The 24,930-nt window shown below is 69.6% G+C and carries 28 protein-coding genes and 2 tRNA genes; 11 read left to right on the forward strand and 19 right to left on the reverse strand.

Translation table 11 applies throughout. The annotated features are described in order from the left end of the window. Positions 1-25 precede the first annotated feature (25 nt). The 3 genes from DYE07_RS12030 to hrcA form a co-directional block, all read right to left on the reverse strand. Positions 26-784 (reverse strand): 16S rRNA (uracil(1498)-N(3))-methyltransferase, encoded by a 759-nt coding sequence (locus tag DYE07_RS12030; protein ID WP_115297175.1) that lies wholly within the window; start codon positions 782-784, stop codon positions 26-28. A 3-nt stretch (positions 785-787) separates the two neighbouring features. Further along, positions 788-1,900: a molecular chaperone DnaJ gene (gene dnaJ, locus DYE07_RS12035; protein ID WP_040014408.1), complete on the reverse strand. Its 1,113-nt coding sequence runs from the start codon at positions 1,898-1,900 to the stop codon at positions 788-790. A gap of 64 nt (positions 1,901-1,964) precedes the next feature. After that, a complete protein-coding gene (hrcA, locus tag DYE07_RS12040; RefSeq protein ID WP_074039885.1) occupies positions 1,965-2,987 on the reverse strand; it encodes a heat-inducible transcriptional repressor HrcA in 1,023 nt (340 codons plus the stop codon). Between the two features lie 271 nt (positions 2,988-3,258). Between hrcA and DYE07_RS12045 the strand changes: the two genes are divergently transcribed. The 3 genes from DYE07_RS12045 to DYE07_RS12055 all read left to right on the forward strand — a co-directional run bounded on the left by DYE07_RS12045 (position 3,259) and on the right by DYE07_RS12055 (position 5,459). Next, positions 3,259-4,140: a DUF3097 domain-containing protein gene (locus tag DYE07_RS12045; RefSeq protein WP_062257784.1), complete on the forward strand. Its 882-nt coding sequence runs from the start codon at positions 3,259-3,261 to the stop codon at positions 4,138-4,140. 151 nt (positions 4,141-4,291) lie between these two features. Next, positions 4,292-4,762 (forward strand): DUF4870 domain-containing protein, encoded by a 471-nt coding sequence (locus DYE07_RS12050; protein WP_062257782.1) that lies wholly within the window; start codon positions 4,292-4,294, stop codon positions 4,760-4,762. Between the two features lie 244 nt (positions 4,763-5,006). After that, the gene (locus DYE07_RS12055) at positions 5,007-5,459 is read left to right on the forward strand and encodes a hypothetical protein (RefSeq protein ID WP_062257780.1); all 453 of its coding nucleotides are present in this window, start codon (positions 5,007-5,009) and stop codon (positions 5,457-5,459) included. Here DYE07_RS12055 and DYE07_RS14820 read toward each other — a convergent pair. From DYE07_RS14820 to DYE07_RS12065, 3 genes are all read right to left on the reverse strand, one after another. Continuing rightward, the gene (locus DYE07_RS14820) at positions 5,422-5,580 is read right to left on the reverse strand and encodes a hypothetical protein (protein ID WP_156444961.1); all 159 of its coding nucleotides are present in this window, start codon (positions 5,578-5,580) and stop codon (positions 5,422-5,424) included. The two genes, DYE07_RS12055 and DYE07_RS14820, sit on opposite strands and share 38 nt — an antisense overlap. Positions 5,581-5,689: 109 nt before the next feature. Continuing rightward, positions 5,690-6,922, reverse strand: a complete 1,233-nt coding sequence (gene hemW, locus DYE07_RS12060) for a radical SAM family heme chaperone HemW (protein ID WP_062257778.1) — start codon at positions 6,920-6,922, stop codon at positions 5,690-5,692. Positions 6,923-6,994: 72 nt separating this feature from the next. After that, positions 6,995-8,113, reverse strand: coding sequence for a TDT family transporter (locus tag DYE07_RS12065; RefSeq protein ID WP_062257841.1), 1,119 nt, complete (start codon positions 8,111-8,113; stop codon positions 6,995-6,997). A gap of 84 nt (positions 8,114-8,197) precedes the next feature. On the opposite strand from DYE07_RS12065, the gene DYE07_RS12070 reads away from it, so the two are divergent. After that, positions 8,198-9,133, forward strand: a complete 936-nt coding sequence (locus DYE07_RS12070; RefSeq protein WP_062257839.1) for a LysR family transcriptional regulator — start codon at positions 8,198-8,200, stop codon at positions 9,131-9,133. 3 nt (positions 9,134-9,136) lie between these two features. Here DYE07_RS12070 and DYE07_RS12075 read toward each other — a convergent pair whose 3' ends face one another. The 3 genes from DYE07_RS12075 to lepA form a co-directional block, all read right to left on the reverse strand. Beyond that, positions 9,137-9,616: a hotdog fold domain-containing protein gene (locus tag DYE07_RS12075; RefSeq protein ID WP_062257776.1), complete on the reverse strand. Its 480-nt coding sequence runs from the start codon at positions 9,614-9,616 to the stop codon at positions 9,137-9,139. Positions 9,617-9,710: 94 nt separating this feature from the next. After that, on the reverse strand, positions 9,711-10,547 hold the full coding sequence (gene trmB, locus DYE07_RS12080) for a tRNA (guanosine(46)-N7)-methyltransferase TrmB (RefSeq protein WP_074045584.1): 837 nt from the start codon (positions 10,545-10,547) through the stop codon (positions 9,711-9,713). Next, positions 10,544-12,385, reverse strand: coding sequence for a translation elongation factor 4 (gene lepA / locus DYE07_RS12085; protein WP_074039872.1), 1,842 nt, complete (start codon positions 12,383-12,385; stop codon positions 10,544-10,546). Before lepA ends, trmB begins: the two co-directional genes overlap by 4 nt. Positions 12,386-12,723: 338 nt before the next feature. On the opposite strand from lepA, the gene DYE07_RS12090 reads away from it, so the two are divergent. Next, positions 12,724-13,317 carry a rhomboid family intramembrane serine protease gene (locus DYE07_RS12090; RefSeq protein ID WP_170957140.1) on the forward strand — a complete coding sequence of 198 codons (594 nt, stop codon included), beginning with the start codon at positions 12,724-12,726 and terminating at the stop codon, positions 13,315-13,317. An 80-nt stretch (positions 13,318-13,397) separates the two neighbouring features. Here the strand turns inward: DYE07_RS12090 and DYE07_RS12095 are convergent, their stop codons facing one another. Further along, positions 13,398-14,642, reverse strand: coding sequence for an MFS transporter (locus DYE07_RS12095; RefSeq protein ID WP_115297177.1), 1,245 nt, complete (start codon positions 14,640-14,642; stop codon positions 13,398-13,400). A gap of 170 nt (positions 14,643-14,812) precedes the next feature. Here DYE07_RS12095 and DYE07_RS12100 point away from each other — a divergent pair, with 170 nt between their 5' ends. Continuing rightward, positions 14,813-15,442 carry a type II toxin-antitoxin system PemK/MazF family toxin gene (locus tag DYE07_RS12100; RefSeq protein ID WP_115297178.1) on the forward strand — a complete coding sequence of 210 codons (630 nt, stop codon included), beginning with the start codon at positions 14,813-14,815 and terminating at the stop codon, positions 15,440-15,442. 144 nt (positions 15,443-15,586) lie between these two features. On the opposite strand, the gene DYE07_RS12105 is transcribed toward DYE07_RS12100, so the two are convergent. Then, on the reverse strand, positions 15,587-16,063 hold the full coding sequence (locus DYE07_RS12105; RefSeq protein ID WP_172463017.1) for a GNAT family N-acetyltransferase: 477 nt from the start codon (positions 16,061-16,063) through the stop codon (positions 15,587-15,589). 177 nt (positions 16,064-16,240) lie between these two features. On the opposite strand from DYE07_RS12105, the gene DYE07_RS12110 reads away from it, so the two are divergent. From DYE07_RS12110 to DYE07_RS12125, 4 genes are all read left to right on the forward strand, one after another. After that, positions 16,241-17,578 (forward strand): acyl-CoA dehydrogenase family protein, encoded by a 1,338-nt coding sequence (locus DYE07_RS12110; RefSeq protein WP_083607193.1) that lies wholly within the window; start codon positions 16,241-16,243, stop codon positions 17,576-17,578. 64 nt (positions 17,579-17,642) lie between these two features. Next, complete coding sequence (locus DYE07_RS12115; protein WP_074045582.1) at positions 17,643-18,926, forward strand: acyl-CoA dehydrogenase family protein; 1,284 nt, start codon at positions 17,643-17,645, stop codon at positions 18,924-18,926. 247 nt (positions 18,927-19,173) lie between these two features. Then, positions 19,174-19,581, forward strand: coding sequence for a hypothetical protein (locus tag DYE07_RS12120; protein WP_062257767.1), 408 nt, complete (start codon positions 19,174-19,176; stop codon positions 19,579-19,581). 4 nt (positions 19,582-19,585) lie between these two features. Beyond that, the gene (locus DYE07_RS12125; protein WP_062257765.1) at positions 19,586-20,050 is read left to right on the forward strand and encodes a hypothetical protein; all 465 of its coding nucleotides are present in this window, start codon (positions 19,586-19,588) and stop codon (positions 20,048-20,050) included. Between the two features lie 217 nt (positions 20,051-20,267). On the opposite strand, the gene DYE07_RS12130 is transcribed toward DYE07_RS12125, so the two are convergent. The 8 genes from DYE07_RS12130 to DYE07_RS12165 form a co-directional block, all read right to left on the reverse strand. Next, a tRNA-Ala gene (locus DYE07_RS12130) sits at positions 20,268-20,340 on the reverse strand. A 295-nt stretch (positions 20,341-20,635) separates the two neighbouring features. Next, a tRNA-Ala gene (locus DYE07_RS12135) sits at positions 20,636-20,708 on the reverse strand. Between the two features lie 96 nt (positions 20,709-20,804). Further along, entirely contained in the window at positions 20,805-21,293 is a 489-nt protein-coding gene (locus tag DYE07_RS12140) for a DUF4442 domain-containing protein (RefSeq protein ID WP_083607192.1), read from the reverse strand. Then, positions 21,290-21,607, reverse strand: coding sequence for a hypothetical protein (locus DYE07_RS12145; protein ID WP_131941200.1), 318 nt, complete (start codon positions 21,605-21,607; stop codon positions 21,290-21,292). Before DYE07_RS12145 ends, DYE07_RS12140 begins: the two co-directional genes overlap by 4 nt. A gap of 192 nt (positions 21,608-21,799) precedes the next feature. Beyond that, positions 21,800-22,456, reverse strand: coding sequence for a histidine phosphatase family protein (locus DYE07_RS12150; protein WP_006944190.1), 657 nt, complete (start codon positions 22,454-22,456; stop codon positions 21,800-21,802). Continuing rightward, complete coding sequence (gene rsfS, locus DYE07_RS12155; RefSeq protein WP_006944260.1) at positions 22,453-22,827, reverse strand: ribosome silencing factor; 375 nt, start codon at positions 22,825-22,827, stop codon at positions 22,453-22,455. Before rsfS ends, DYE07_RS12150 begins: the two co-directional genes overlap by 4 nt. Next, positions 22,828-23,415 (reverse strand): nicotinate-nucleotide adenylyltransferase, encoded by a 588-nt coding sequence (gene nadD, locus DYE07_RS12160; protein ID WP_006944269.1) that lies wholly within the window; start codon positions 23,413-23,415, stop codon positions 22,828-22,830. 17 nt (positions 23,416-23,432) lie between these two features. Further along, positions 23,433-23,660: a hypothetical protein gene (locus tag DYE07_RS12165; RefSeq protein WP_006944208.1), complete on the reverse strand. Its 228-nt coding sequence runs from the start codon at positions 23,658-23,660 to the stop codon at positions 23,433-23,435. Between the two features lie 106 nt (positions 23,661-23,766). Here DYE07_RS12165 and DYE07_RS12170 point away from each other — a divergent pair, with 106 nt between their 5' ends. Continuing rightward, positions 23,767-24,849 carry a glycosyltransferase family 2 protein gene (locus DYE07_RS12170; RefSeq protein WP_074045627.1) on the forward strand — a complete coding sequence of 361 codons (1,083 nt, stop codon included), beginning with the start codon at positions 23,767-23,769 and terminating at the stop codon, positions 24,847-24,849. The last annotated feature ends 81 nt before the right edge of the window (positions 24,850-24,930 follow it).

The following is a 24,930-nucleotide window of genomic DNA, read 5'->3' on the forward strand; positions in this document are numbered from 1 at the left end:
TCCAGTCTAGTGGTCGCTCGGGCGCTCAGACCCAGCGCGAGCGCGCGAGCAGGGCGGCGAGCGCCGCCGGGCCGGCCGACGACGAACGCAGCACGGTGGCGCCCATCCGCACCGGCGTGGCACCGGCCGCGACGAACGCGTCGAGCTCGGCGGGCGTGATGCCGCCCTCGGGGCCGACGACGAGCATCACGTCACCGGCCGACGGCAGCTCGACCTGCGCGAGACTCGCCTCGGCGTCCTCGTGCAGGACGAGCGCGAGGCCGCCCTCCGCGACGGTGGCCGAGATCGCCTGCGCCGCAGCGTTCTTCGTCACGAGGTCACTGATGCGCGGGGGCGTCGCCCGTCGTGATTGTTTCGTGGCCGCCTCGGCCTGCGCCACCCATTTACGGCGGGCCTTCTCGGCGCGCTCACCCCTCCACTGCACGATGGAACGCTCCCCCTGCCACGGCACGACGGCGTCGACGCCGAGCTCCGTCGCCGCCTCCACCGCCTGCAGGTCGCGATCGCCCTTAGCGAGCGCCTGGACGAGCGTGAACGTCACCGCCGGCGGCGTCTCGCGCGTCACCTCGCGCACGTGCGCCGTCAGCTCGCCCTTCGTGGTCTCTGCGACCACGGCGTGCGCGACGAGGCCGTGGCCGTCGGCGAGCAGGATCTGCTCACCGACACCCATCCGCTTGACGGTGACGGCGTGGCGTCCCTCGTCACCCGCGAGCACGACGGGTGCACCCGGCGGTATGTCGTCGGACAGAGCGCCGGGTGCGACGAAGTAGAGGTGCGCGGTCACGCCTCAGCCCTTCCAGGCCTGACGCAGCTTGCCGAGCAGGCCCTGGTTGACGGGCTGGAACTTCGGCGCCGGCGAGTCCTCTCCGCGCGACTCGGCGAACTGACGCAGCAGGTCGGCCTGCTCGGCCGTCAGCTTGCTCGGGGTGCGCACGTTGGCGTGCACGAGCAGGTCGCCGCGGTTGTCGGTGCGCAGCCGCGTGACGCCGAGGCCCTTGAGGGTGATGACGTCGCCGGGCTGCGTGCCGGCCTTGATGTCGATGTCGCGCGAGCCGTCGAGCGTCTCGAACGGCACCGTGGCGCCGAGCGCCGCGGCCGACATCGGCAGCTCGAGCGAGCAGTGCAGATCGTCGCCCTGACGCTGGAACATCGGGTGCTTCTCGACGCGTACCTCGACGTACAGGTCACCGGCGGGGCCGCCGCCGGGGCCGACCTCGCCTTCACCACGCAGCTGGATGCGCGTGCCGGTGTCGACGCCGGCGGGTACCTTGATCGTGATGGTGCGCGTGTCGCGCTTGCGGCCGTTGCCGTCGCACTCGAAACACGGGCTGTCGATGATGTCGCCGTACCCCTGGCACGCGGTGCACGGACGCGACGTCAACACCTGGCCGAGGAAGCTGCGCTGCACCTGCTGCGTCTGCCCCGCACCGCCGCACACGTCACACGTGTGCTTGCCCGTGCCGGGACGCGAACCGTCGCCATGACAGGTCGAGCAGACGACGGCCGTGTCGAACGTCAGCTCCTGCTCGCCGCCGAAGACGGCCGTGGCGAGTTGGATGTCGAGCGGCAGCAACGCGTCCTGGCCGTGCTGGACGCGGCTGCGCGGGCCGCCGCCTCCCCCTGCGGCACCCCCCGTGAAGAACGCGTCCATGATGTCGCTGAAGCTGAACCCGGCGCTACCGCCGGGCGCGTAGGGGTCGACGCCCTGGTCGTAGGCCGCCTTCTTCTGCGGATCGCCGAGCACGTCGTAGGCCTGCCCGACGCGCTTGAACTCCTCGGCCGCCTCCGGGGAGGGGTTGACGTCGGGGTGCAGCTTGCGGGCCTTCTTGCGGTAGGCGCGCTTGATCTCCTCGACGGAGGCCTCACGCGTGACACCGAGTTCGGCGTAGTAGTCGTTCACGAGCATCCTTGCTTTCGACGGGTGAAGATTTCGTCACTCATGTGGTCGTGGTGCGCCCGAGCCATCACTGCTCGAGAAGTTCGGAGACGTAGCGGGCGACCGCGCGCACGTTCGCCATCGTCTGCGGGTAGTCCATGCGGGTCGGGCCGAGCACGCCGAGCGTCGCGACGGCGTCGCTGCCGTAGGCCGTCGTCACGAGCGAGGTCGACTCGAGGCCTGCGAAGTCGTTCTCGGCGCCGATGCGGACGGTCACCTCGTGCGTCGGATCGTCGTCGCGTGTGCTGATGAGGCGCATGAGGACGACGTGCTCCTCCAGCGCCTCGAGAACACGGCTGACGCTGAGGCCCGCGTCGTCGCGCAGCCCGGCACGCGCGAGGTTCGCCGTCCCCGCGAGCACGACGCGCTCCTCCCGGTCCTCGGCGAACACCGCGGCGATCGTCGCGACGATCGTGTCGACGTCAGCACGCTGCCCCGGCTCGAACTCCGCGCCCAGCTCGGTCATGGCCGCGGCGGCCTCGGTGAGCAACCGCGCGCCGGAGACCTTGTTGACGCGCGCTCGCAGCGTCTGGACGAGGCGCTCGTCGTCGGCGGAGGCGACGGAGACGAGACGCTGCTCGATGCGACCTGAGTCGAGGATGACGACGAGCGACAGGCGCCCCTCGGCGACCGGCACCAGCTCGATGTGTCGCACCCGTGAGCGCCGCAGCGACGGGTACTGCATGACGGCGGCCTGGTTCGTCAGTGTGGCGAGCAGCCGGGCGGTGCGTTCGACGATGTCGTCGAGGTCGACGCTCTGACGCAAGAACGTCTCGATCGCGCGACGCTGTGTCGCGCTCAGCGGCCGCACCTGGCTGAGGCGGTCGACGAAGATTCGATAGCCGGCATCGGTGGGCACGCGACCGGCCGAGGTGTGCGGCGCGGAGATGAGACCGGCGTCCTCGAGGGCGGCCATGTCATTGCGGATCGTCGCGGCGGAGACGCCGAGCTGATGACGTTCGAGCAACGCCTTCGAACCCACCGGTTCGGACGTCGCGACATAGTCCTGCACGATGGCGCGCAGCACCTCGAGCCGCCGTTCGTCGCTCATGCGCTCACCTCCCGCGCCTCGATACCGTCCTTCGATCTGCAGTCCGTCCAAGATTGGCACTCACGCCGAGCGAGTGCCAAATCATGCGGGGTGTGTTCGCCCACAGCGTCGCGGGCGGTTCCCTCGCGCCGTCGTCCATCGTCCGTCGGTCGGCAGGCGCGCGCTCCCCGGCCCTCGGCGACGCCGCGACGGGCGCCTGGCTGCGCCCGCGACCATCGTTCTCGGCGCGCCGCGACGGCGGTTGTCGGTGGGCGGTTCTACCCTGATCGCCATGACCGACCGTTACGGCTCCGACGTCCTCTCCGGCGATTGGCGCGCGCCTCGACGTGGGCGTTCGCGCGAGGTGCCCGCTGAGCTCGACGTCGTCGTCGAGGACGCCCAGAGCGGTTACGTCGGCGCCGTCGTGCGCGTCGAGAAGTCGGGCGGGCAGCACGTCGTCTTCCTCGAGGATCGCTTCGGCAAGGCCCGCGGATTTCCGCTCGGCGCCGGCTTCCTCATCGATGGCGAACCCGTGACGCTCGTTGCGCCCCGACCCGCCACCGCCGCGCGCCTCGCCGAGCAGCAGACGCAGGCCGGGCGGACGGCGTCCGGTTCGCTCGCCGTCCCCGGGGCGAAGGCGCGCGTCGCGCTGGGTTCGCGAATTTTCGTCGAGGGACGGCACGACGCCGAACTCGTCGAGAAGGTGTGGGGTGACGACCTGCGCATCGAGGGCGTCGTCGTCGAATACCTCGAGGGCGTCGACGATCTCGCGGCCGTCATCCGCGACTTCCGACCCGAGAAGGGACGCCGCCTCGGCATCCTCGTCGACCACCTCGTGCCCGGCACGAAGGAGGCACGAATCGTCGAGAAGGCACGCGCCCTGCCGCAGGCACGCGACCACGTGCTCATCGTCGGCCACCCCTACGTCGACGTGTGGCAGTCCGTACGACCCGAGCGGCTCGGCTGGTCGAAGTGGCCCGTCATCCCCAAGGGGCAGTCGTGGAAGCACGGCATCCTCGCCGAGCTCGGCTGGCCGCACGCGACGCAGGCGGACGTCGCGCGCGGATGGAAGCAGATCCTCGGCACCGTGCGCACGTACGCCGACCTGCAACCCGAACTGCTCGGACGCGTCGAGGAGCTCATCGACTTCGTCACCGACCCCGCGCAGCAGTGAGACGCCGGGATGGCGCGGCGTGCGCCGACATCATCCCCGGGATGGACGCCGGGGCCCGCGAATATCGATCCCGCGGGGGATGCGCTCGGGACGCAGACACGGAATCATGGTCAGTGAACGAGAGATTCACCCTTCGACACCAGGAGACGTCGTGAGCAACTCCCAGCCGTACCCCTACCCCGACGAGCGCACGCAGGGCCAGGGAACCGGACGGCTGGCCGGCGCTCCGTACGGCGCCGAGCCGCCCGTCACCGGCCAGGGTCACCTCAGCGATGACGAGCGCGCCGCCTCGATCGTCGCGCACCTGTCGGCGCCGGCCGCCGCGATCCTGTCTGCGGGATGGGTGAGCTTCCTCGGCCCGCTCATCGTGTGGTTCATCTACAGAAACCGCTCCGCCGCGGTGCGCCGCGCAGCGGCCGGGGCGTTCAACTTCAACGTTGCGTTCTCGATTCTCTACATCGTCGGTTGGGTTCTGGTCTTAACCCTCGTCGGCATTCCCGTCGCGCTCGTGCTCTGGGCCGTCATCTTCCTCGTCGCCGCGTGGTGCCACGTCAAGGGAGCGCTGCGCTCGGCGCGTGGCGAGAGCTACGACTACCCGTTCCAGATCCGCATCCTCAACTGATGCGGCCCACGTCGCGACGCCCCGCCCCAACAGCGCACCTCGTGTGAGCGCTGGGCTCGCCCCCACCCCTGACAACGTTCCCTCGGCACCCCGTGCCGCGGCGCTTCGTCCTACCCGATTTAAGAAAAGAATCATCATCCCTGCCCTGACCCCGGCCCCCCGTTAGCGCGAGGGCGTCGCCGCCGTCGACAAGCGTTCGGCGCTCAAGAACGTCCTCGGTGCCCTCGGCCTCCTGCTGCTCGCCATGTTCGCTGGCAGTCTCGTCGCCGCCGTCGGTGATCTGTTCGGCGACAGCGAGAACGGCCTCGTGACGCCGATCGGCGTCGTGACGATGGCGCTGCAGCTCGCGATCGCGGCCTTCGTCTTCCGCCGGGCCTGGCACATCACCTCACGCGACCTCGGCTTCGTCAAGGAGGGCGCGCTGGGTTCCTGGCTCGTCGGCGCACGGGGCGGCATCGCCGCCATCACCATCGTCTGGGGCGCCAACCACCTGCTCGGGGGCGTCGACTTCTCGCCCAAGATCACCGCCTCCGGAAAACGCGAACTCGCCCAGGATGAGCGAGGCGCCCGCGCCGATGAGGATCGCCCCCAGGACGCGGAAAACCGAACTCTCGGCCGCGGTGTTCATGACCGCGCCGGCCAAGCAGCGCGAAGATGCCTTAGACGGCGTGGCGGACGTGGACGCCGTCCTCGGTGACGTTGTCCTTGAACGGACCCTTGCCGGCGCGGATGAGGCGCGTCACGAGGAAGGTGACGACGATGGAGATGGAGACGAACAGGAGCGGCAGCGTCGTCGTCGAGTAGTCGGAGTCGTTCATCGGCGCCCCCTTCGGTCGTCGGGGTCGGCGCAGGCGGGCACGCAGGGGCCCGGGGATCGCCGCTGAGGCTAGGCCAGCCCCGGGAGGCAGGCGTCTCGGTGCGCGCGGCTCAGATCGCGAGCAGCGCCCGCACGACGGTGTCGGTGAGCAGGCGACCGCGCAGCGTCAGACGAACTCGTTTGTCGCGCACCGCTGACGGGCCGTCGATCAGCCCCGAGGCGACGATGCCGGCGACGGCGCGTCGCCCGTCATCGTCGAGCATGTCGAGAGGAAGTCCCTCGGCGAGGCGCACCTGGAGCAGGACGCGTTCCTCATAGCGCTGACGCTCTTCGAGCAGTTCGCGTGCCAGCGCCGGCGAGAGCCCCGCGTTGACGCGTTGGGCGTAGGCGCGCGGATGTTTGACGTTCCACCAGCGCACGCCGCCGACGTGGCTGTGCGCGCCGGGGCCGACACCCCACCACGGCTCGTCGCGCCAGTACGCGAGGTTGTGGCGGCACTGCGTCTGCGGCGAGCGCGCCCAGTTCGACACCTCGTACCAGTCGTACCCGGCATCCGCGAGCAAGGCGTCGGCGAGCTCGTACTTGTCGGCCTCGTCGTCGTCATCGGGCAGGGGCAGCTCGCCGCGACGCACCTGCGCCCCCATCTTCGTGCCCTCCTCGACGACGAGGGCGTAGGCGCTGATGTGGTCGGGCTCCAACGCGATCGCCGCGTCGAGCGAGGTGCGCCAGTCGTCGAGACTCTCACCCGGCGCGCCGTAGATGAGATCGATGCTGACCTGCAGCCCGACGTCCTTCGCGGCGCGCACGGCGCGTTCGACGTTGGCCGGGTCGTGCGTGCGCTCGAGCGTCGCGAGCACGTGCGGGACGGCCGACTGCATGCCGATGCTGACGCGCGTGAAACCACCGTCGGCGAGGGTGCGCAGGTAGGTCTCGTCGACCGAATCGGGGTTGGCCTCCGTCGTGACCTCGCACCCCTCGGCGAGACCGAACAGCTCGCGCGCCTTCGCGAGGATGCGGACGAGGTCGTCGGCGGGCAGCATCGTCGGGGTGCCGCCGCCGATGAAGACGGTCTCGATGACGGGGACGCCGCTGGGTGCCTCGCCCAGCTCGCGTGCCGCGAGATCCAGCTCGCGCAGCGCGGCGTCCGCGTACGTGCTGACGCTCGCGCCCGGCTCACCGAGCTCGGTGAGCGTGTAGGTGTTGAAGTCGCAGTAACCGCAGCGCGTCACGCAGAACGGCACGTGGACGTACAGCCCGAACGCCCCGCCTGCCAGCGTCGCGAGCGCGGCGGACGGGAGAGCACCGTCGTCAGGGGCGGGGATTCCGTCGGGCATCTGCGGCATCCGGTCATTGTCTCACCGCTCGGCGCCGCACCGCGGCCGTCCGCCAGTCGCGCGCCCAGCTCCTCGCGGTGTTCAGGCGTGACGCAGAGCGCGCTGGTGGCGCACCGCGAGCAGCGAGCTGATCGCGCAGACGCTCCACGTGCCGAGCAGGAAGAGGTACAGCGCGCCGCCGGCCCACGTGAAGATCGCGTGGTGCGAGCTGCGCCCCAGCATCGTCGAGCCGAGCACGAGCGTGCCGACGGGGAACGTCATGCCCCACCAGCCGGGGCTGAACGGCATGCGCTTGGTGAAGCCGCGCACAGTCATGGCGAGGGCCCAGGCGACGAGCGGCACCCCGATCGTCAGCATGACGTAGCCGTAGACGTGGCCGATCTGCGTCACCGTCGTCGCGAACGGGCCCTGCAGCATCGACGCCGACTGCTTCGCGATGGCTTGCGCGGCCGCGCTCGACTGCCCGACGACACCGAGCGGCAGCCACGCGGTGATCGACGCCGCGAGCGGCAGTGGCTCGACGAGCCAGTGGTGACGGTAGGCGATCGCGAAGATGATGGCCCCCAGCACGAGGGCGACGAAGAAGCAGGCCGCGCTCGCGATCAGCATCCACACGCGCGCCTGCGGGCTGCTCAGCCAGCCGACGATGCCGGCGCCGACGGTCGCCGAGACCATCGGCGGGACGACGGCCAGGCCCCACACCGTCGTCGGGGTGCTCGGGTCGACGACGAGCAGACGGGCCGGGACGGCGACGGCGGTGGCGAGGCCGATGACGGTACCGATGGCCCACAGGACGAGGTCGGCCCGCCAGGCTGCGTCGCTCAGGCCCGAGGAGATCGCCGGGAGCACCGCGGACGTCGCCGATCCGACGGCGAGGACGCCCATCGACACCATCCCCCACTGCGCCATCGCGACGGGGTTCGCGACGCTCGCGCGGAAGGCAGCGCGATCGCGAGCGATGCGCGCCACGAACGACACGGTGAGGACGACGAGCAGGGTGCAGGCGATGAGCCAGAAGCCCACGGCGAGCGTGTGGCCGAACGGGATGACGTCGGTGCGCAGCTCGCTCAACGTGCCCAGGATCGCGCTGCCCATGACGCTGCCGTACCAGGCCGGGGACGCCGCGGGCACCGTCGGGTTCTCGAAGAACGAGCCGGTGGTGCGGTGAGGCATGACGTCGGTGGCGGTGGCTGTGCTCATGGGTTCCATGCTTCCGCCGTGTCGGCTCGACCGGTAGCCCTATATCCGGCATGGGGGTATGTGCTTCGCATATAGGCTGGAGTGGTGACGACCTGGCCCGACCTCGCGACGCTCGAACTGCTCGTGGCACTCGCCGACGAGGGCTCGCTCAGTGCGGCCGCCCGACGCTGCGGGGTGGCGCAACCCAACGCGAGTCGCAGCATCGCCCGGCTGGAGCGCAGGCTCGGCCTGTCGCTCATCCATCGCGCGACGACCGGTGCCCGCGTCACGACCGACGGCCTGCTCGTCGTCGAATGGGCGCGCGCGACGCTCGAGGCGGCGCGCGCCCTCGAGACGGGAGTCGCGGCACTGCGCGCTCGTACGCAGGCGCCGCTCGTCGTCATGGCGAGCCAGACGGTCGCCGAACACCTGTTACCGGGATGGATCGCGGGGTGGCAGCACGCCGCGGGTGGCGCGGGCGCCGGTGGCGCTTCCCCTCACGACCCATCGCTTGGCGAGACGCGCGGCATCTCGGTAGCCGTCGGCAACACGACGGAGGTGCTCGCCGCGGCACGCGGCGGTGAGGTGGATCTGGGGTTCATCGAGGGCCCCGGCGCTCCGCGCGGGTTGAACTCCGTCGTCGTCGCGCATGACGACCTCGTGCTCGTCGTCGCGCCGCAGCATCCGTGGGCCGCGAGCTCACGTGTCCGCGCCGAGGAACTGGCGGCCACACCGCTCGTCGCGCGCGAGTCGGGCTCGGGCACGCGGGTGGCCTTGCGCCGCGCCCTCGCGCCGCTCGATGTCGCTCCCCCGGCGCTCGCGCTGGCGAGCAACGCCGCCGTGCGGGTTTCCGCCGCGGCCGGGACGGCTCCCGCCGTCCTCAGCCGGCTCGCTGTCGACGACGCGCTGCGTGCGGGCACCCTCGTGGAGGTCGGCGTCGACGGCGTCGACCTCACCCGCAACCTGAGGGCCGTCTGGGCCGGCCCACGGCGGTTGACGAACCCCGCCGCCGCGGCGCTTCTGGCCACGGCGGCGGGGTGAACGTCACTTCTTCTTCTTGGCCGAGACGTAGATCGGGATGATGCCCTCGACGGCGACCGTGCCGTCCTTGACGAGGCGCCCCGTCACCTTGACGTCGACCTGGAACGGCGGCTCCTTGTCCCAGTCCTCCGGCGTCGTCTCGGCGACGCACACGATGTCGCCGGGCGTCTTCGCGACGTAGTCGAGCGTGATGCCCTTGGGGATCCAGCGCATGTCGTCGGGCGTCGTCGCCTCCGCGAGCAGCCCCATGGCGCACTCCATGCCGTTGGCGATGGCGATGGCGTGCACGGTGCCGATGTGGTTCTGCACACCCCACCACTTCTTGATCTTCACGACGCCGCGGTGCGGCTCCATCGTCTGGACCATCGGGGCGACCGTGCGGAAGTAGGGCGCCTTGAGCGCGAACGCGGCCGAGAACGCTGCGCGCCCCGCCTTGTCGTTCTTCGCGGTGAGCTTTTTGTACATGCCGTAGACCTGATTCATGGCCCCAAGGTTACCCGCGAGTATCGGCGTTCGCGCCCGATCAGCCGCGCCGGGGACACCGAGCCCGAACGCCGTGGGGACCGCGCGGCACCGCTCAGTTGGCTCGCTTCACCTCGAGGTCGCGCACGATGCGCTCGACCTTGAGACCCTTCGTCTCGAAGCGGGTCGTCGTGCGGCCCTCGAAGCGCGGCGCGAACCCTCCGCGCGCGCCCTCGGGATCGACGTGGGCGTCCCCGGCGTCCGCGAGGCGCCCGGTCCACGGGTTGGTGAAGCGCGGCGACGCCTCGGCGACGTCACGCATGTGCCAGGCATAGTCGGCCCAGTCGGTCGCGAGGCGCCAGGTGCCGCCGGGCACGAGGACGTCGGCGACGACGTCGGCGAAGCCGAGCTGCACGAGACGACGCTTGTGGTGCTTCGTCTTCGGCCACGGGTCGGGGAAGAACGTCCACACCTCGTCGACGCTGCCCGGCGCGAAGAGCCGATCGAGCGCTTCGGAGGCGTCGATCTCGATGAGACGCACGTTCGTCACGCCCGCGTGGACGGCCTTCGAGATCGTCTGCGCGATGCCGGGACGCCACACCTCCAGAGCGATGAAATCCGTCTCGGGGTGCTCGAGCGCTGCATGGACGATCTGATCCCCCGCGCCCGAACCGATCTCGACGACGAGCTTCGCCCGGCGTCCGAACACCTCGGCGATGTCGAGCCGGAAACCATCGACGGGCTCGGTCGTCCCCGGCTTGCGGGGAACGTCGAGGACGTACTGCTCACCGTTGTCACTCAGCGCACGATGGTGACGCTCCGGCATCCGGCCGCCGCGGCGCGTGAACGAGCGCGTGCGTGCGAGTGGGCGCGGCCCGACCTGCGGGTGCTCCCCCGCGCCCTCCGACGGCTGGCCGGACGTCGCACCCGGAACGTAACCGGGCTTGCTCACTTCTTCTTCTCCGCCGACTCGCCCTGGCTGAGCGCGGCGATGAAGGCCTCCTGCGGCACCTCGACGGAACCGACCATCTTCATGCGCTTCTTGCCCTCCTTCTGCTTCTCGAGCAGCTTGCGCTTGCGGCTGATGTCGCCGCCGTAGCACTTGGCGAGCACGTCCTTGCGGATGGCGCGGATGTTCTCACGGGCGATGACGCGCGTGCCGATGGCCGCCTGGATCGGCACCTCGAACTGCTGACGCGGGATGAGCTCCTTGAGCTTCGTCGCCATCATCGTGCCGTAGGCGTACGCCTTGTCGCGGTGCACGATGGCGCTGAACGCGTCGACGGTGTCGCCCTGCAGCAGGATGTCGACCTTGACGAGGTTGGCGCTCTGCTCCCCCGCGGGTTCGTAGTCGAGCGAGGCATATCCGCGCGTCTTCGACTTGAGGGCGTCGAAGAAGTCGAACACGATCTCCGCGAGCGGCAGCGTGTAGCGCATCTCGACGCGCTCCTCGGACAGGTAGTCCATGCCGAGCAGGTTGCCGCGACGGGCCTGGCACAGCTCCATGACGGCGCCGATGTACTCGCTCGGCACGAGGATCGTCGAACGCACGACGGGTTCGGTGATGTCGGCGATCTTGCCCTCGGGGAACTCGCTCGGGTTCGTCACCTCGCTGACGACGCCGTCGTCCGTCGTCACCCGGTAGACGACGTTCGGCAGGGTCGAGATGAGGTCGAGGTTGAACTCTCGCTCGAGGCGTTCACGCGTGATCTCCAGGTGCAGCATGCCGAGGAAGCCGACGCGGAAACCGAACCCGAGCGCTGCCGACGTCTCCGGTTCGTAGACGAGCGCCGCGTCGTTGAGCTTCAGCTTGTCGAGGGCGTCACGCAGGATCGGGTAGTCGGAACCGTCGATCGGATACAGACCCGAGAACACCATCGGCTTCGGGTCGGAGTAGCCGCCGATCGCCTCGGACGCGGGCTTCGCGGCGTTCGTGACCGTGTCACCGACCTTCGACTGGCGCACGTCCTTCACGCCGGTGATGAGGTAGCCGACTTCGCCGACGGACAGGCCCTTCGTCGGGATCGGCTCGGGCGAGTTGACGCCGATCTCGAGCAGCTCGTGCGTCGCGCGCGTCGACATCATCTCGATCTTCTCGCGCGGGCTGAGCCGTCCGTCGACGACGCGGACGTAGGTAACGACGCCGCGGTAGGTGTCGTAGACGGAGTCGAAGATCATGGCGCGGGCCGGCGCGTCGGCGTCACCGACGGGGGCAGGCAGCTTCTCGACGATGACGTCGAGCAGTTCCTCGACACCGACGCCCGTCTTGCCGGAGACCTTGAGTACGTCCTCCGGTTCGCAGCCGATGAGGCCGGCGATCTCCGCGGCGTACTTCTCGGGCTGCGCGGCCGGCAGGTCGATCTTGTTGAGTACCGGGATGATCGTGAGGTCGTTCTCCATCGCCAGGTACAGGTTGGCGAGCGTCTGCGCCTCGATGCCCTGCGCGGCGTCGACGAGCAGGACGGCGCCCTCGCACGCGGCGAGCGAACGCGACACCTCGTAGGTGAAGTCGACGTGCCCCGGCGTGTCGATCATGTTGAGGCAGTAGGTCGTACCGTCGAGCTCCCACGGCATGCGCACAGCCTGGCTCTTGATCGTGATGCCGCGCTCGCGCTCGATGTCCATGCGGTCGAGGTACTGCGCACGCATGGCCCGATCCTCGACGACGCCCGTCTTGCTCAGCATCCGGTCGGCGAGCGTCGACTTGCCGTGGTCGATGTGCGCGATGATGCAGAAGTTGCGGATCTGCTCCGGCGGCGTCGCGGCGGGCTCGAGTGCCTTGCGGGCCATGGGTGACAACGTGATACCTCGAAGTTCGTCGGGTCGGTGTTCGCCGCCGCGCGCCCTGGAGGCGGCGATGACGCATCGATCTGCGGCCGCCCGTCGCGCCCCGCGAGGAGCACACCGGCGACCCTTCATTCTTTCACGCCCCGACACCCCTGCCGCACGCGTCACGTACGACGGCCGACGCGACACGTGCATCCAGCGCACGCGAAGAGAGCCCCACTACGATGCGAGACAGATACGCGTCGATCGGGTGTCGTCGAGCACGCGTTGTCGAACCGACGACGCATCACCCACGCCATACCGGTGGACCCGACGAGCCACTCCCCACAGGAGGCCAGCCCATGGATCTCGACCACACCCTTCGCCCCGCGGCAGAGCGCGTCAAGCAATCCGCCGTCGTCTCCGCACTGATCGTCGCCGCGCTGTGGATCATCGAGGCCCTCGACGTGCTGACGCACCACGCCATCGACGCCGCCGCCTCCCTGAAGGCCTGGGAGGTGAGCGACCTGTGGTCGATCTTCACCATGCCGTTCGCACACTACGGGTGGGCTCATCTCGAGGCGAACAGTGCGTTGCTGCTGCCGCTCGGGTTCGTCCTCGCCCTCAGCGGCCTGGCCGTCCTCGCGCGTGTGACGTTCATCGTCACCTGCACGTCGGGGCTCGCCGCGTGGCTGCTCAGCCCGCCGTACACGGCCGTCGCGGGTGCCTCGGGCGTCGTCTTCGGGTGGCTGACGTACCTCATCGTCCGAGGATTCTGGACGCGCCGCTGGCCCGAGGTCGTCGTGGGGCTCGTCCTCGCCGTCGTCTACGGCAGCGTGCTGTGGGGTGTGCTTCCGCAGAGCACCCACGCTTCGTGGCAGGGTCACCTCGGTGGCGCGATCGGCGGTGTTCTCGCCGCGAAGCTCGTCAGCGATCGGACGGCGTCCTCAGGCTGATCCGCACGGCCCGAGCGTGCCCACGATGACGGCAGAGCTGGGCGAATCAGCGCGGCCCCCTCGCGCCACCAGGGGCGCGATCAGCCTACGACGGCGGCGCGGCGCGACGTCCATGCCGAGACCAGCGTGATGACGGCGCCCGCGGCTGCGAGCACGGCACCGACGCGCGAGCACCACTCGTACCCGAGCCCCGCGTCGAGGACGACGCCGCCGAGCCAGGCGCCGAGGGCGTTGGCGGCGTTGAGCGTCGCGTGGTTGAGAGCGGCCGCGAGCGACTGGCCCTCGTGGGCGACGTCCATGAGCCGCGTCTGGATCATCGGCACCATGATCGTCGGCACGCAGCCGAGCAGGAACACGAACACGACCGCGCTGACCTTGTTGTGCGCGGCGAAGCCGAAGAGCGACAGGATGATCGCGATCGTCACGAGGCAGCCGAAGATGCCGCGCATGAGCCCGCGCATGGCGACGCGTTCGGACAGGAACGCACCCGCCGTCATGCCGATGCCGTAGATGACCAGGATGACCGGCACGACGGCGTCCGAGAAGCCGGTGAGCTCCGTCATCGTCGGCGCGATGTAGCTGAACGTCGAGAACATGCCGCCGAAGCCGACGACACCGATCGCGAGCGCGAACCACACCTGCGGGCGCGTCAACGCCTTCAGTTCACCGGTGACGGACGTGACGCCCAGGGAGCCCTGGTGCGGGATCCACAACCACACCGCAACGACGGTGAGCAACGCGATGACGGCGACGAGGGCGTACGGCCACTGCCAGCCCAGATGCTGCCCGAGCCACGTCGAGACGGGCACGCCGACGATGTTCGCCACCGTCAGGCCAGCGAGCATCATCGACACGGCCCAGGTGCGCCGGTGCTTCTCGACGAGGGTGGCCGCGACGACGGCGCCGATGCCGAAGAACGCGCCGTGCGGCATGCCCGCGACGAAGCGCGCGAGCAGCAGCATCGGGTAGCTCGAGGCGAGCGCCGAGCCGATGTTGCCGACGAAGAACGCGACCATGAGTCCGAGCAGGACGTTCTTGCGCGGCACCTTCGCGAACAGCATCGCGACGAGAGGGGCACCGACGACCACGCCGAGCGCGTACGCCGACACCGCGTGGCCTGCGCTCGGGATCGAGATGCCGATGCCCCGCGCGATCTGCGGCAGCAGCCCCATCGTGACGAACTCCGTCGTGCCGATGGCGAAACCGCCGAGCGCCAGCGCCAGGATCGCCAGACCGGCTCGCGGGTAGCTGCCGTGGCGGTTCGAGCGTTCGGCGTCGACGGCCTCGTCGTCGCAGATGTCATGCAGCGCGGTTGCTTCGGTCACCGATCCATTCTTCCGCACCCGTACCCCTACCCCGAGCCGCTGAGGGGGTGCGCACGGCGTGCGTTTCATCACCCGTCGTCACCTGCGTCCGTCGTTCGTGTGAGAGCGCAACCGGGCGGCCGGCGCGTGCCCCGCGCCCGGCGCTCGCCCGGACGGGCTACGTTCGGACCATGAACCTGCGCACCGTCGCCGTCCGCCTCTCCCGCGCCCTCGCACGTGGGGGCATGAATGCGCTCCTCGACCCCGAGCGCCGTGGAACGTCGTCCACGCGGCGCCGCGCCGACGCCACGGTCGGGCCCGACGGACGCCGCGCGGGTGCACCGACGTCGCACCGTCACGACGACGCGCCCAGCGCTCGTCCGGCCGGCTCCGCGCACCCATATGGTGGCGACTGGACGGCCCCGCTACCCGCGACGGCCTATGCGCCGCATGACGACGGGAATCCCGATCCGGGTGAGGTCGTGTGGGCGTGGGTGCCGTACGAGGAGGACCACTCGCAGGGCAAGGATCGTCCGGTTCTCGTCATCGCCCGGCACCCGGAGCTGGAAGACGTCGTCCTCGCGCTTCCACTGACGAGCAAGGATCACGACCGTGACGCCGCGCAGGAAGCTCGGGCGGGGCGTCACTGGATGGACGTCGGCTCCGGCGCCTGGGACAACCGCGGACGACACAGCGAGGTGCGCCTCGACCGAGTCCTGCAACTCGACGTCACCAGGGTGCGACGCGAGGGTTCACACATCGACGAGCAGACGTTCGACGCCGTCATCGCCGCCGCCCGCACCCGCTCCGTGGGCCGCTGAGCACACCGCCGCAACGGCGAACCCGTCCACATCGGCGATTTTCGTCCACATTCGCAAACGGCGCCCACCTCCGCGATTCTCGTCCACCTCTGCGAATCTCGGTCACATTAGCGCGACGTCATCGACGCAGCGGGCGGCCGAGAGTCACAACGCCATCGACAGGTGCTGGAACGGCCCTTCGTCGCTGAAACCGGCCTTGCGGTAGAGCGCGTCGCCGCTCTCGGTGGAGAACAGCGAGACCCAGCCGGCCTCCTGCTCGCGACACCACTGCAGTGCGGCGTCGAGCAGTGCCGTGCCGCAGCCGCGGCCGCGGAACTCGGCCTCGGTGCACATGTCGCCGACGTACGCCGAGCGGCCCGAGCCGTCGGGGCCGGGCAGGTGCTGTTCGACGGTCGCCGTCACGCACGACGCGAGCGGCGAGCCGGGGCCCGCGCCCTCGACGCGGTCGACGACGAAGCACGCGTACCCGTCGGAGGCGAGCAGCTGACGCGCGACGCGGGCGCACCGTTCGCGCCACGCGTCGTCGAGTTCGATGTCGAAGGGCCACCCGTCGATCATGAGCAGCGCCTTGAGGCGCACGATCTCGGGGACGTCATCCTGGGTGGCGCGGCGAATGTTCACGATCCGCACCCTAGCGCGGCACGCCCCGGAGCGGGTCATCCTTGCCCGCACGCCAGTTCCCGGTTACCGATACCGCGCGTACCTACGTTCAGGTAACCTCGGCTTCAGCCTCGTGTCACGCCGCCTCGAACGGCGCTCGCACACCCCGACGCACCGTCACTCATGGAAAGGGCCGAGATGACTTCGACCACCAACCAGGCCTCCCTCGCCGACAAGGGCCAGGCCATCGCACTGCGCCTTCTCGCCAAGGCCGGCGGGCACGATCTGCTCAAGAACCCGGCGATCCGCTCCAAGGTCGAGCGTGCCCTCTACCAGGGCAGCAAGTCCGGTTTCAAGGCTCAGACGGTGGCCGGGCGCGCCTTCACCAAGAAGGCCGGCTCGGGCGACGCGGCACGCACCGCCCCGACGAAGCCGCGCCGCGAGTTCGACCTGACGCCCACCGAGGATCAGGAGACGATCGCCGCCGTCGCCGCCGAACTGGCCGACGAACTGCTGCGTCCCGCCGCGGCGAAGGCCGACGCGGAGCGCGCCCTGCCCGACGAGATCCGTGCGCAGGCCACCGAGATGGGCCTGACGCTCGTCGGCGTCCCGGCCGAGCTCGGCGGCATCGCCGAGGAGCGCAGCGCCGTGATGACGGCCCTCGTTCTCGAGCAGCTCGCCCGCGGCGACATGGGCCTCGCCGTTGCGATCATGGCACCGGCCGCCGTCGCGACCGCCATCGCGGGCTACGGCACGTCCGCGCAGCAGGAGACCTACCTGCCCGCCTTCACCGACGAGAAGAAGCCCGCCGTCGCCGCGCTCGCGCTCGCCGAAGCGGGCCCGCTCGCCGACCCGCGCACCCCCGCGACGACGGCCACCCGGGACGGCGCCGACCTCGTCATCACCGGCGAGAAGGCGCTCGTGCCGTGCGCCGATGCCGCCGAACTGTTCGTCATCAGCGTCATGCTCGACGGCGCCGCGCGCCTCGTCATCGTCGAAGCCGGCACCGAGGGCCTGACGACGAGCGACGAGCCGGCGATGGGCGTGCGCGCTGCGCACACCGGGCGCCTGCACCTCGCCGGGGTGCGCGTGCCCGCCGAGAACCTGCTCGGCAAGGCTGACGACACCCTCGATGCCATCCGCCGCTCGCGCCTCGCGTGGGCCGCCCTCGCGTGCGGCACCGGCCGCGCCGTGCTCGATCAGGTCAGGCAGTACGTCGTCGAGCGCAAGGCCTTCGGTGAGCCGATCGGTCACCGTCAGGCCGTCGCGTTCACCGTGTCGAACATCGCGATCGAACTCGATGGGCTGCGCCTCGTCACCCTGCGCGCCGCGGCGCGTCTCGACGCCGGCGACGACGCCGGTGCCGCCGAGACCATCGCTCACGCCCGCGCGCTCGTCGGGATGCACGCCACGCAGATCGGCTCCGACGCCGTGCAACTGCTCGGCGGACACGGCTTCGTCAAGGAGTTCGACAACGAGCGCTGGTACCGCGACCTGCGCGGCGCCGGCGTCCTCGAAGGTGGCGTCAGCGTCTGAGCTCGCCGCTCCGCTGCGCCACCAGCCCTCCTCTTTCCGCGTCTTTTCAGCAAAGGACCCAGTGATGATCGACCTCGAGATCCCGAAGAAGTTCGTCCCCCTCGTCAAGCAGGCCGGCTCGATGGCCGACGAGGTCTTCCGCCCCGTCAGCCGCAAGTACGACCTCGCCGAGCACACCTACCCCGCCGAGCTCGACCTCGTCTCCGCCCTCATCGACGGCATGACCGACTCGGGTGCGAGCAACGGCGCGGGCGCCGCCGGTTCCACGCGCGCCAAGGACGGCACCGACCAGGCCCCGGCCAGCACTGACGCCGACGAGGCGACGGGCGTGACGAAGCCCGCGTCCGGCACGAAGGCCGGCAAGGTCAACAAGAACGGCGCCAACATGAGCTCGGCGCTGTCGATCATGCAGACGTGCCGTGGTGACGTCGGGCTGACGCTGTCGATCCCGCGTCAGGGCCTCGGCAACGCCGCCATCGCCGCCGTCGCGAACGACGAGCAGAAGGAGCGCTACGGCAACCGCTGGGCTGCCATGGCGATCACCGAGCCCGACACCGGCTCGGATTCGGGCAACATCCGTACGACCGCGACGAAGGACGGCGACGAGTACGTCCTCAACGGCGAGAAGATCTTCGTCACCTCCGGTGAGCGCGCCGAACTCGTCGTCGTATGGGCGACGCTCGACCGTTCGCTCGGCAAGAAGGCGATCAAGTCGTTCGTCGTCGAGCGCTCCAACCCTGGCCTCAAGCTCGTGCGTCTCGAGCACAAGCTCGGCATCCGCGCCTCCGACACGGCGGCGTTCGTCCTCGAGGACTGCCGTGTGCCCGCGAACGATCTGCTCGGTGACCCCGAGATCCGCACCGAGGGCGGCTTCGGTGGCGCGATGCAGACGTTCGACAACACGCGCCCCCTCGTCGCGGCGATGGCCGTCGGTCTGACGCGCGCCTGCCTCGACTTCACCCGCGCCGCCCTCGAGAAGGCCGGCCACGGCCAGGACTGGGACGCGCCCGTCGCGGCCCAGACGTACGCCTCGGCGCGCCTCGTGCAGATGGAGGCCGACTACGAGTCGGCGCTGCTGCTGACGTTGCGTGCCGCGTGGATGGCCGACAACGGCAAGCCCAACTCCATGGAGGCGTCGATGGCGAAGGCGAAGGCGGGCCGCACGTGCGTCAACGTCGCGCTGCAGTGCGTCGAACTCGTCGGAGTCGACGGCTACGCCGAGAGCGAGCTGCTCGAGAAGTGGGCGCGTGACGCGAAGATCCTCGACATCTTCGAAGGCACGCAGCAGATCCAGTTGCTCGTCGTCGCTCGTCGCCTGCTGGGTCTGACGAGTGGGCAGCTGAAGTAATCTCGCTCCCCTTGTCGATCATCGCCCGGAAACGCCTCGTCCCTGACGCGTTTGCGGGCGATGATCGTTCGGCGGGGCGCACTGCGCGCGGGGCGGCGGCCTTCTCACCAGAAGCATCGCTCGTGAAGTTGAATCGTGAAGTGACCCTCGGTGTCACAGCCATATGAGACATGGGTCACATCGTGGTGTGACCACCTAATGCAGCCTCTTCGCGAACGCCGAGTTCCGCGCGCTGTTCATCTCTCGGATGCTGCTCATGGTCAGTGCCGTCATGGGGACGTTCACGCTGGGCGTCGTGATGTTCGACCAGACCCGCTCCCCCTTGTTGACCGCGCTGGTCATGTTCGGCCGGCCACTGGTCCAGCTCGTCACGTCGCGCTACCTGCTCGCCTCGAGCGACCTCCTGCACCCGCGCACCGCCATGATGATGACGGGCGTCGTCGCCGCCTGCGTCGACAGCATCCAGGTCATCCCGTCACTGCCGTGGTGGATGCGCTTCGTGCTCGTCGCCGTCATGCACTCCGCCCTCGCCGCGACCATCGCGCTGCTGTCGGACATCGTGCCCAAGGAAGCGTTCGTCCTCGGGCGCGCAACGCTCAACATGAAGGTGAGCACCGTCCAGGTCGTCGGCAACGCCCTCGGGCCATCCTGCTGAGTGGTTGGCCCCCACGAACCTGTTCCTCATCTCCGCCGGGGCGGCCGTCGTCGCCGTCATCGGCACCCGCATCGGCCTGCAGGACTACCGGCCAACGACTCCTGCTGCCGCTGCGCCTGCTGCTCGCCGCACCGTTCCTCGTGTTCGCCCCCTCCGCCCGCCGATCGTGCTCGCCGCGCTTTTGGGCGGCATCGCCGCCATCGGCTACGCGGCCGCCCTGCCCCTGCAAGAACGCCTCGTCGCATCCATCGACCTCGCCACCAAGGGCCAAGCCTTCGGCCTGCTCAGCACAGGCACCATGGTGGACCAAGCCGCCGGCGCGCTGCTCATCGGAGGCATCGCCGGTGTTGTCGCAGCCGCTGCCGCCATGACGATCGCCGCTGTGCTCGCCATCGCGACATCGCTGCTGCTCATGCCGGCGCTGCGCGGGACGATGCCTTCCGAAGACGAAGCCATGGCGCTGGCGTGACGATGGGCTCACGCGGCGTGGCGGCGAGGTTCACGCGCTTCGCGCGTCGTGGCGTGGCGGCGCGAGGTCCAAGCGCTTCGCGCGTCGTGGAGCTATGGGGACTCCGTCGGGCTCGCTAGCGCTCGCCCTCCTCCTCGAGTCACAGAGTTCAACAGAGATAGAGAAAGACCCTCACCGAACAAAAATCGTGTACGGTGAGGGTCTTTATCTGTCTCGGTGGAGCTATGGGGATTCGAACCCCAGACCTCTTCCATGCCATGGAAGCGCGCTACCAACTGCGCCATAGCCCCGTGACCCACTCACGTGAGCACTCGCAGAACGTTACCTCCTCGACGCAGCAAGTCCAACTCGAGTTCACCCCGATGCGACGACTCCTCAGGTCACGCGCTGCGTGCGTGCACAGCTGGGGCGTCGCGCGTCCCAGCGTCGCGCAGGCACACGGGCTTCGCGCGTCGGAGCTATGGGGACTCCCTCGGGCTCACTGGCGCTCGCCCTGCTCCTCGAATCACAGAGTTCGATCAAAGACAGAAACAGAGGACCACCCAGACGAAAAGCGTGTCTGGGTGCTCCTCTGTTTCTGTCTTGTGGAGCTATGGGGATTCGAACCCCAGACCTCTTCCATGCCATGGAAGCGCGCTACCAACTGCGCCATAGCCCCGCACTCACCTCGTGAGCAACCCGTGTACTTTAACCGGCCGGTCACCCACGAAGCAAATCACCCGCATGCACGCCGCGAACCTCGACCCGCGAACGGTCACGCCGCCTTCGGACGCTTCTTCCGCACGTACACGAGACGCCTCGCATGCGCGACGACCGTGCCGTCAACCAACGTCAGATCACACTCGAACCAGCGCAATACCTTCGACCCGTCAGCGGCCTGCGCACGGATCTCCTCGACGACGTCCTTGGGCATCTCGTACACGCCGTACACCGTCGATGTGCCCGGCGAACGGAACTCGATCTCACACGCCTGATCCCACACGAGATACTCCGGACCCAACTGATGCATGAGCAGCAACGGGAAGAAGGCATCCGTCATCGCGTTGATCGACCCACCGAACGCCGTGCCGTTCTGGTTGCGATTCAGCCGATTGAGCTTGAGTTCGACGCGCGCTTCGCTCCAGTCGTCCGAGAACGACTTCACCCGCAATCCCATGCCCACCAGCGGCGGGTAGAAGTTCATGAGCCGCCCGAACGTGCGCGGCGACATCCGCTTGCGCTCGCGCCCCGCGTGCCGACTCATCGCCGCACCTCGTCCCCGCGACGGGCCTCGTCCGCACGGCCCGCGACGGGCACACCCACGAGACGGTTGATCGCCGGTGAGGCCAAGCCCATCCCGACACCACCGAGGATCGGCGGCAACCACGCCCCGAACGCGTCGTCGAGGACGCTGTCAGGAAGGAGGGACCGCGCCACGAGAATGACGGCGACGAAGGCCACCAACCCGAGCGCGAGAGCCGCGAGAACGCGAAGCCACTCCGGGCGCCCCATCGGTCGAGAACCACCCTCGATCCCCAACCATCGCTCCATCGACGTGCTGCTGCCGTGCTCGCTCACTTGAGCCTCTCTCCTCGTCCGCGTGCGATCCGCCCTGATCATGCCACGCCTGACGCGGCGCCGACGGCCCCTTCACGAGGTTGCCCCACCCCCACTCCGCCGCGAGCACCAAGCCCGGAAACCGAGACATGAATGCCGATCCGCCGACACGGCAAGACGCGGCCGCACCACAGAGCCCACGAGCCCGCAGGCTCACTCCCCCGCGTTCCAGCGTTCGATGGCCCAACCACCATCGCGACGCTCGACGAGCGTCACCCAGTGGCAGTTGTCGATGCTCCGGAACGACGTGCGCACGGTCTGCGGCGTCAGCCCCGCCAACGCACCCGCCACCCCGCGGATGACGGCGCCGTGCGTCACGACGAGCACACTCTCCCCCGGGGTTGCCGACGACACGGCATCACGCACGCCCGCCTCGACGCGTGCCGTCGCCTCGGCGAGCGTCTCGCCGCCGTCACCGCGCCGGACGTCGTCGCCACGCGCGATCGCGGCCGACGCGTCGGGCCAGCTCGCAGCGACCTCGGCGTGCGTCAGACCGGCCCACGCACCCATGTCGATCTCGACGAGCCGAGCGTCCTCGGTGCGCACGAGCGGCCGACCGGCCAGGTCGAATGCACCCTTGAGCACGGACGTGGTCTGCGCCGCGCGCCGCGCCGGCGACGTCACGAGGCGCGTGATCGAACCGTCGCGCACGAGCAGCGCCGCGGCACGCTCGGCCTGGCGGAGCCCCACGTCGTCGATCGGCACGTCCAGGCGGCCCTGCCAGCGCCCCTGCTCGTTCCACGCCGTGCGCCCATGACGCAAGAGAATGACCCGCCGCAGCGGGTCATTCTCGGGGGACGTCGGCGTCACGCGTCGGCGGGCTCGTCGAGCTCGAGTTCGATGACGGGGCAGTCCTGCCACAGGCGCTCGAGGTCGTAGAACTCGCGGTCCTCCTCGTGGAAGGCCTGCAGGACGATGTCACCGAAGTCGATGAGCACCCAACGCCCGGAGGCGCGGCCCTCACGTCGCTGAGGCTTCGCGCCGAGCGGCAGCAGCGCCTCCTCGACGGCGTCGACGATGGCGTTGACCTGACGCTCGCTCTCCGCGGAGGCGATCACGAACGTGTCGGTGATGGCGAGCTGATCACTCACGTCGATCGCGGTGATCGACGTGGCGAGCTTGTCCGCGGCGGCCTGGGCGGCAGCTCGCGTCAGCTCGAGGGAACGGTCTGTTGCGGACACTCAGTCCTCCTGGAGGGAGCCCGCTCGGGGCCCGTAAAGCTGGTACTTGTGGATGTACTGCACGACGCCGTCGGGCACGAGGTACCACACGGGTTTGCTCGCACGCACCCGGTCACGGCAGTCGGTCGAGCTGATCGCCATGGCCGGGATCTCGAGCAGGGTGACGCGATCGTGCGGCAGCCCCGCGTCACTGAGCTCGTGCCCGGGGCGCGTGACGCCGATGAAGTGCGCCAGCTCCCACAGCTCGTCGACGCCCTTCCACGACAGGATCTGCGCGAGCGCGTCGGCCCCTGTGATGAAGAACAACTCCGAATCGGGACGCAGCCGCTTGAGGTCCGTCAACGTGTCGCGCGTATACGTCGGGCCCTGACGGTCGACGTCGACGCGGCTCACGCTGAAGCGCGGGTTAGACGCCGTCGCGATGACCGTCATGAGATAACGGTGCTCGGCCGGCGCGACATCTCGTCCGGCCTTCTGCCACGGCTGACCCGTGGGCACGAAGATCACCTCGTCGAGGTCGAGGAGGCTTTGAACCTCACTCGCCGCGACGAGGTGACCGTGGTGAATGGGGTCGAACGTGCCGCCCATGACCCCGATTCGTGATGTCAGTGGTTCACACCCTGGTTCTGACCCCCACCTCGCACACCGGCGGGGCCGTGGCCCTTGGGGGCACCGTAGCGGGCCGCGGTGTTGCGGAAGGCCCACAGCAGCGCGAACAACAGGCCGAAGATGCACAGGGCCATCAGACCGAAGGCCCACGGCGGCATGGCGATGTGGTTCTCCTCGAGCTCCGGAACATCCACAGCGGCGACAAGCGAAACGAACGACGTCATGAAAGCAAGGATACTGCCTCAGCACAGCCCGATGACAGCGACCCTTCCTAACGTCTCGATCGACACGGTGCCACCGCGCACGAGCCGATCCGCCGAGAAGGTAGCCATGACCTCCCACCCCAGCCTCGACACCCTCCCCAACGGCGCACCCCACCTGTCCGTCGTCGTCCCGATGTACGACGAGCAAGAGGTCCTGCCCCTGTTCGCCGAACGCCTGCGCCCCGTCCTCGACGGGCTCGAGGTGCCGTACGAGGTCGTGTGCGTCGACGACGGATCCCGCGACGCGACCGCGTCGCTCCTGCACGCGATGCGTCGGACGTGGCCGCAGGTGCGTCTCATCCAGCTGCGCGCGAACTCCGGGCACCAGGCGGCGATCAGCGCGGGCCTCGCCCGAGCCCGGGGACGCTGGATGGTGACGATCGACGCCGATCTGCAGGATCCACCCGAGGTGATCGCCCAGATGCTCGAGGTGGCCGAGCGAGAACACGTCGACGTCGTCTACGGCGTGCGCACCGACCGCAGCACCGACACCGCCTTCAAGCGCGTCACCGCCGAGGCGTTCTACGCACTCATGCATCGCCTCGGCGCGCGTGGGGCAATGAACGCCGGCGACTTCCGACTCATGTCGCGCACGACCGTCGACGCCGTCCTCGCGCTGCCGGAGACCAACCGGGTGCTGCGCCTCGTCGTGCCGGCCCTGGGCTTTCCGTCGGCCGACGTCGGCTACCGCCGCGACGAGCGGGCCGCCGGCGAGTCGAAGTACCCGTTGAGCAAGATGATCAGGCTGACGCTCGACTCCGTCACGGGCGTCTCCAGCGCTCCGCTGCGCCTCGCGACGTGGTTCGGTCTCGCCGGCTTCGTCCTCGCCTTCGCGGTGGCCGCATTCGCCGTCGTCTCGAAGCTGACGGGTCACTCGATCACCGGATGGGCGTCCACGATCGTCGTCGTCAGCGGCTTCGGCGCGCTGCAGCTGCTGTGCCTCGGCGTGCTCGGCGAGTACGTGGGCCGCCTGTTCCAAACGGCCCAGGCACGCCCGACCCACTACGTCGCCTACGACTCGTTCGAGGCCGGGGGCCAGGGCACGGGCGATGATGCTCGCTCCGGCGTCGAGACACAGAGTGGTTCCCGCGCAGACGGAACACACCCCGTCGCCGAACCCGGGTTCGAGGTGCTCGCCCAGGCGTCATGACGCTCCGGGCGCCGGGCGGTGGGCGCCGGGCCGCGACGAACGCGCTTCAGGCGCCGAGCGTCACCCCGAAACGTCGGGACC

The organism is Dermacoccus nishinomiyaensis, assembly GCF_900447535.1.
In the GTDB taxonomy this organism is placed as follows: domain Bacteria; phylum Actinomycetota; class Actinomycetes; order Actinomycetales; family Dermatophilaceae; genus Dermacoccus; species Dermacoccus nishinomiyaensis.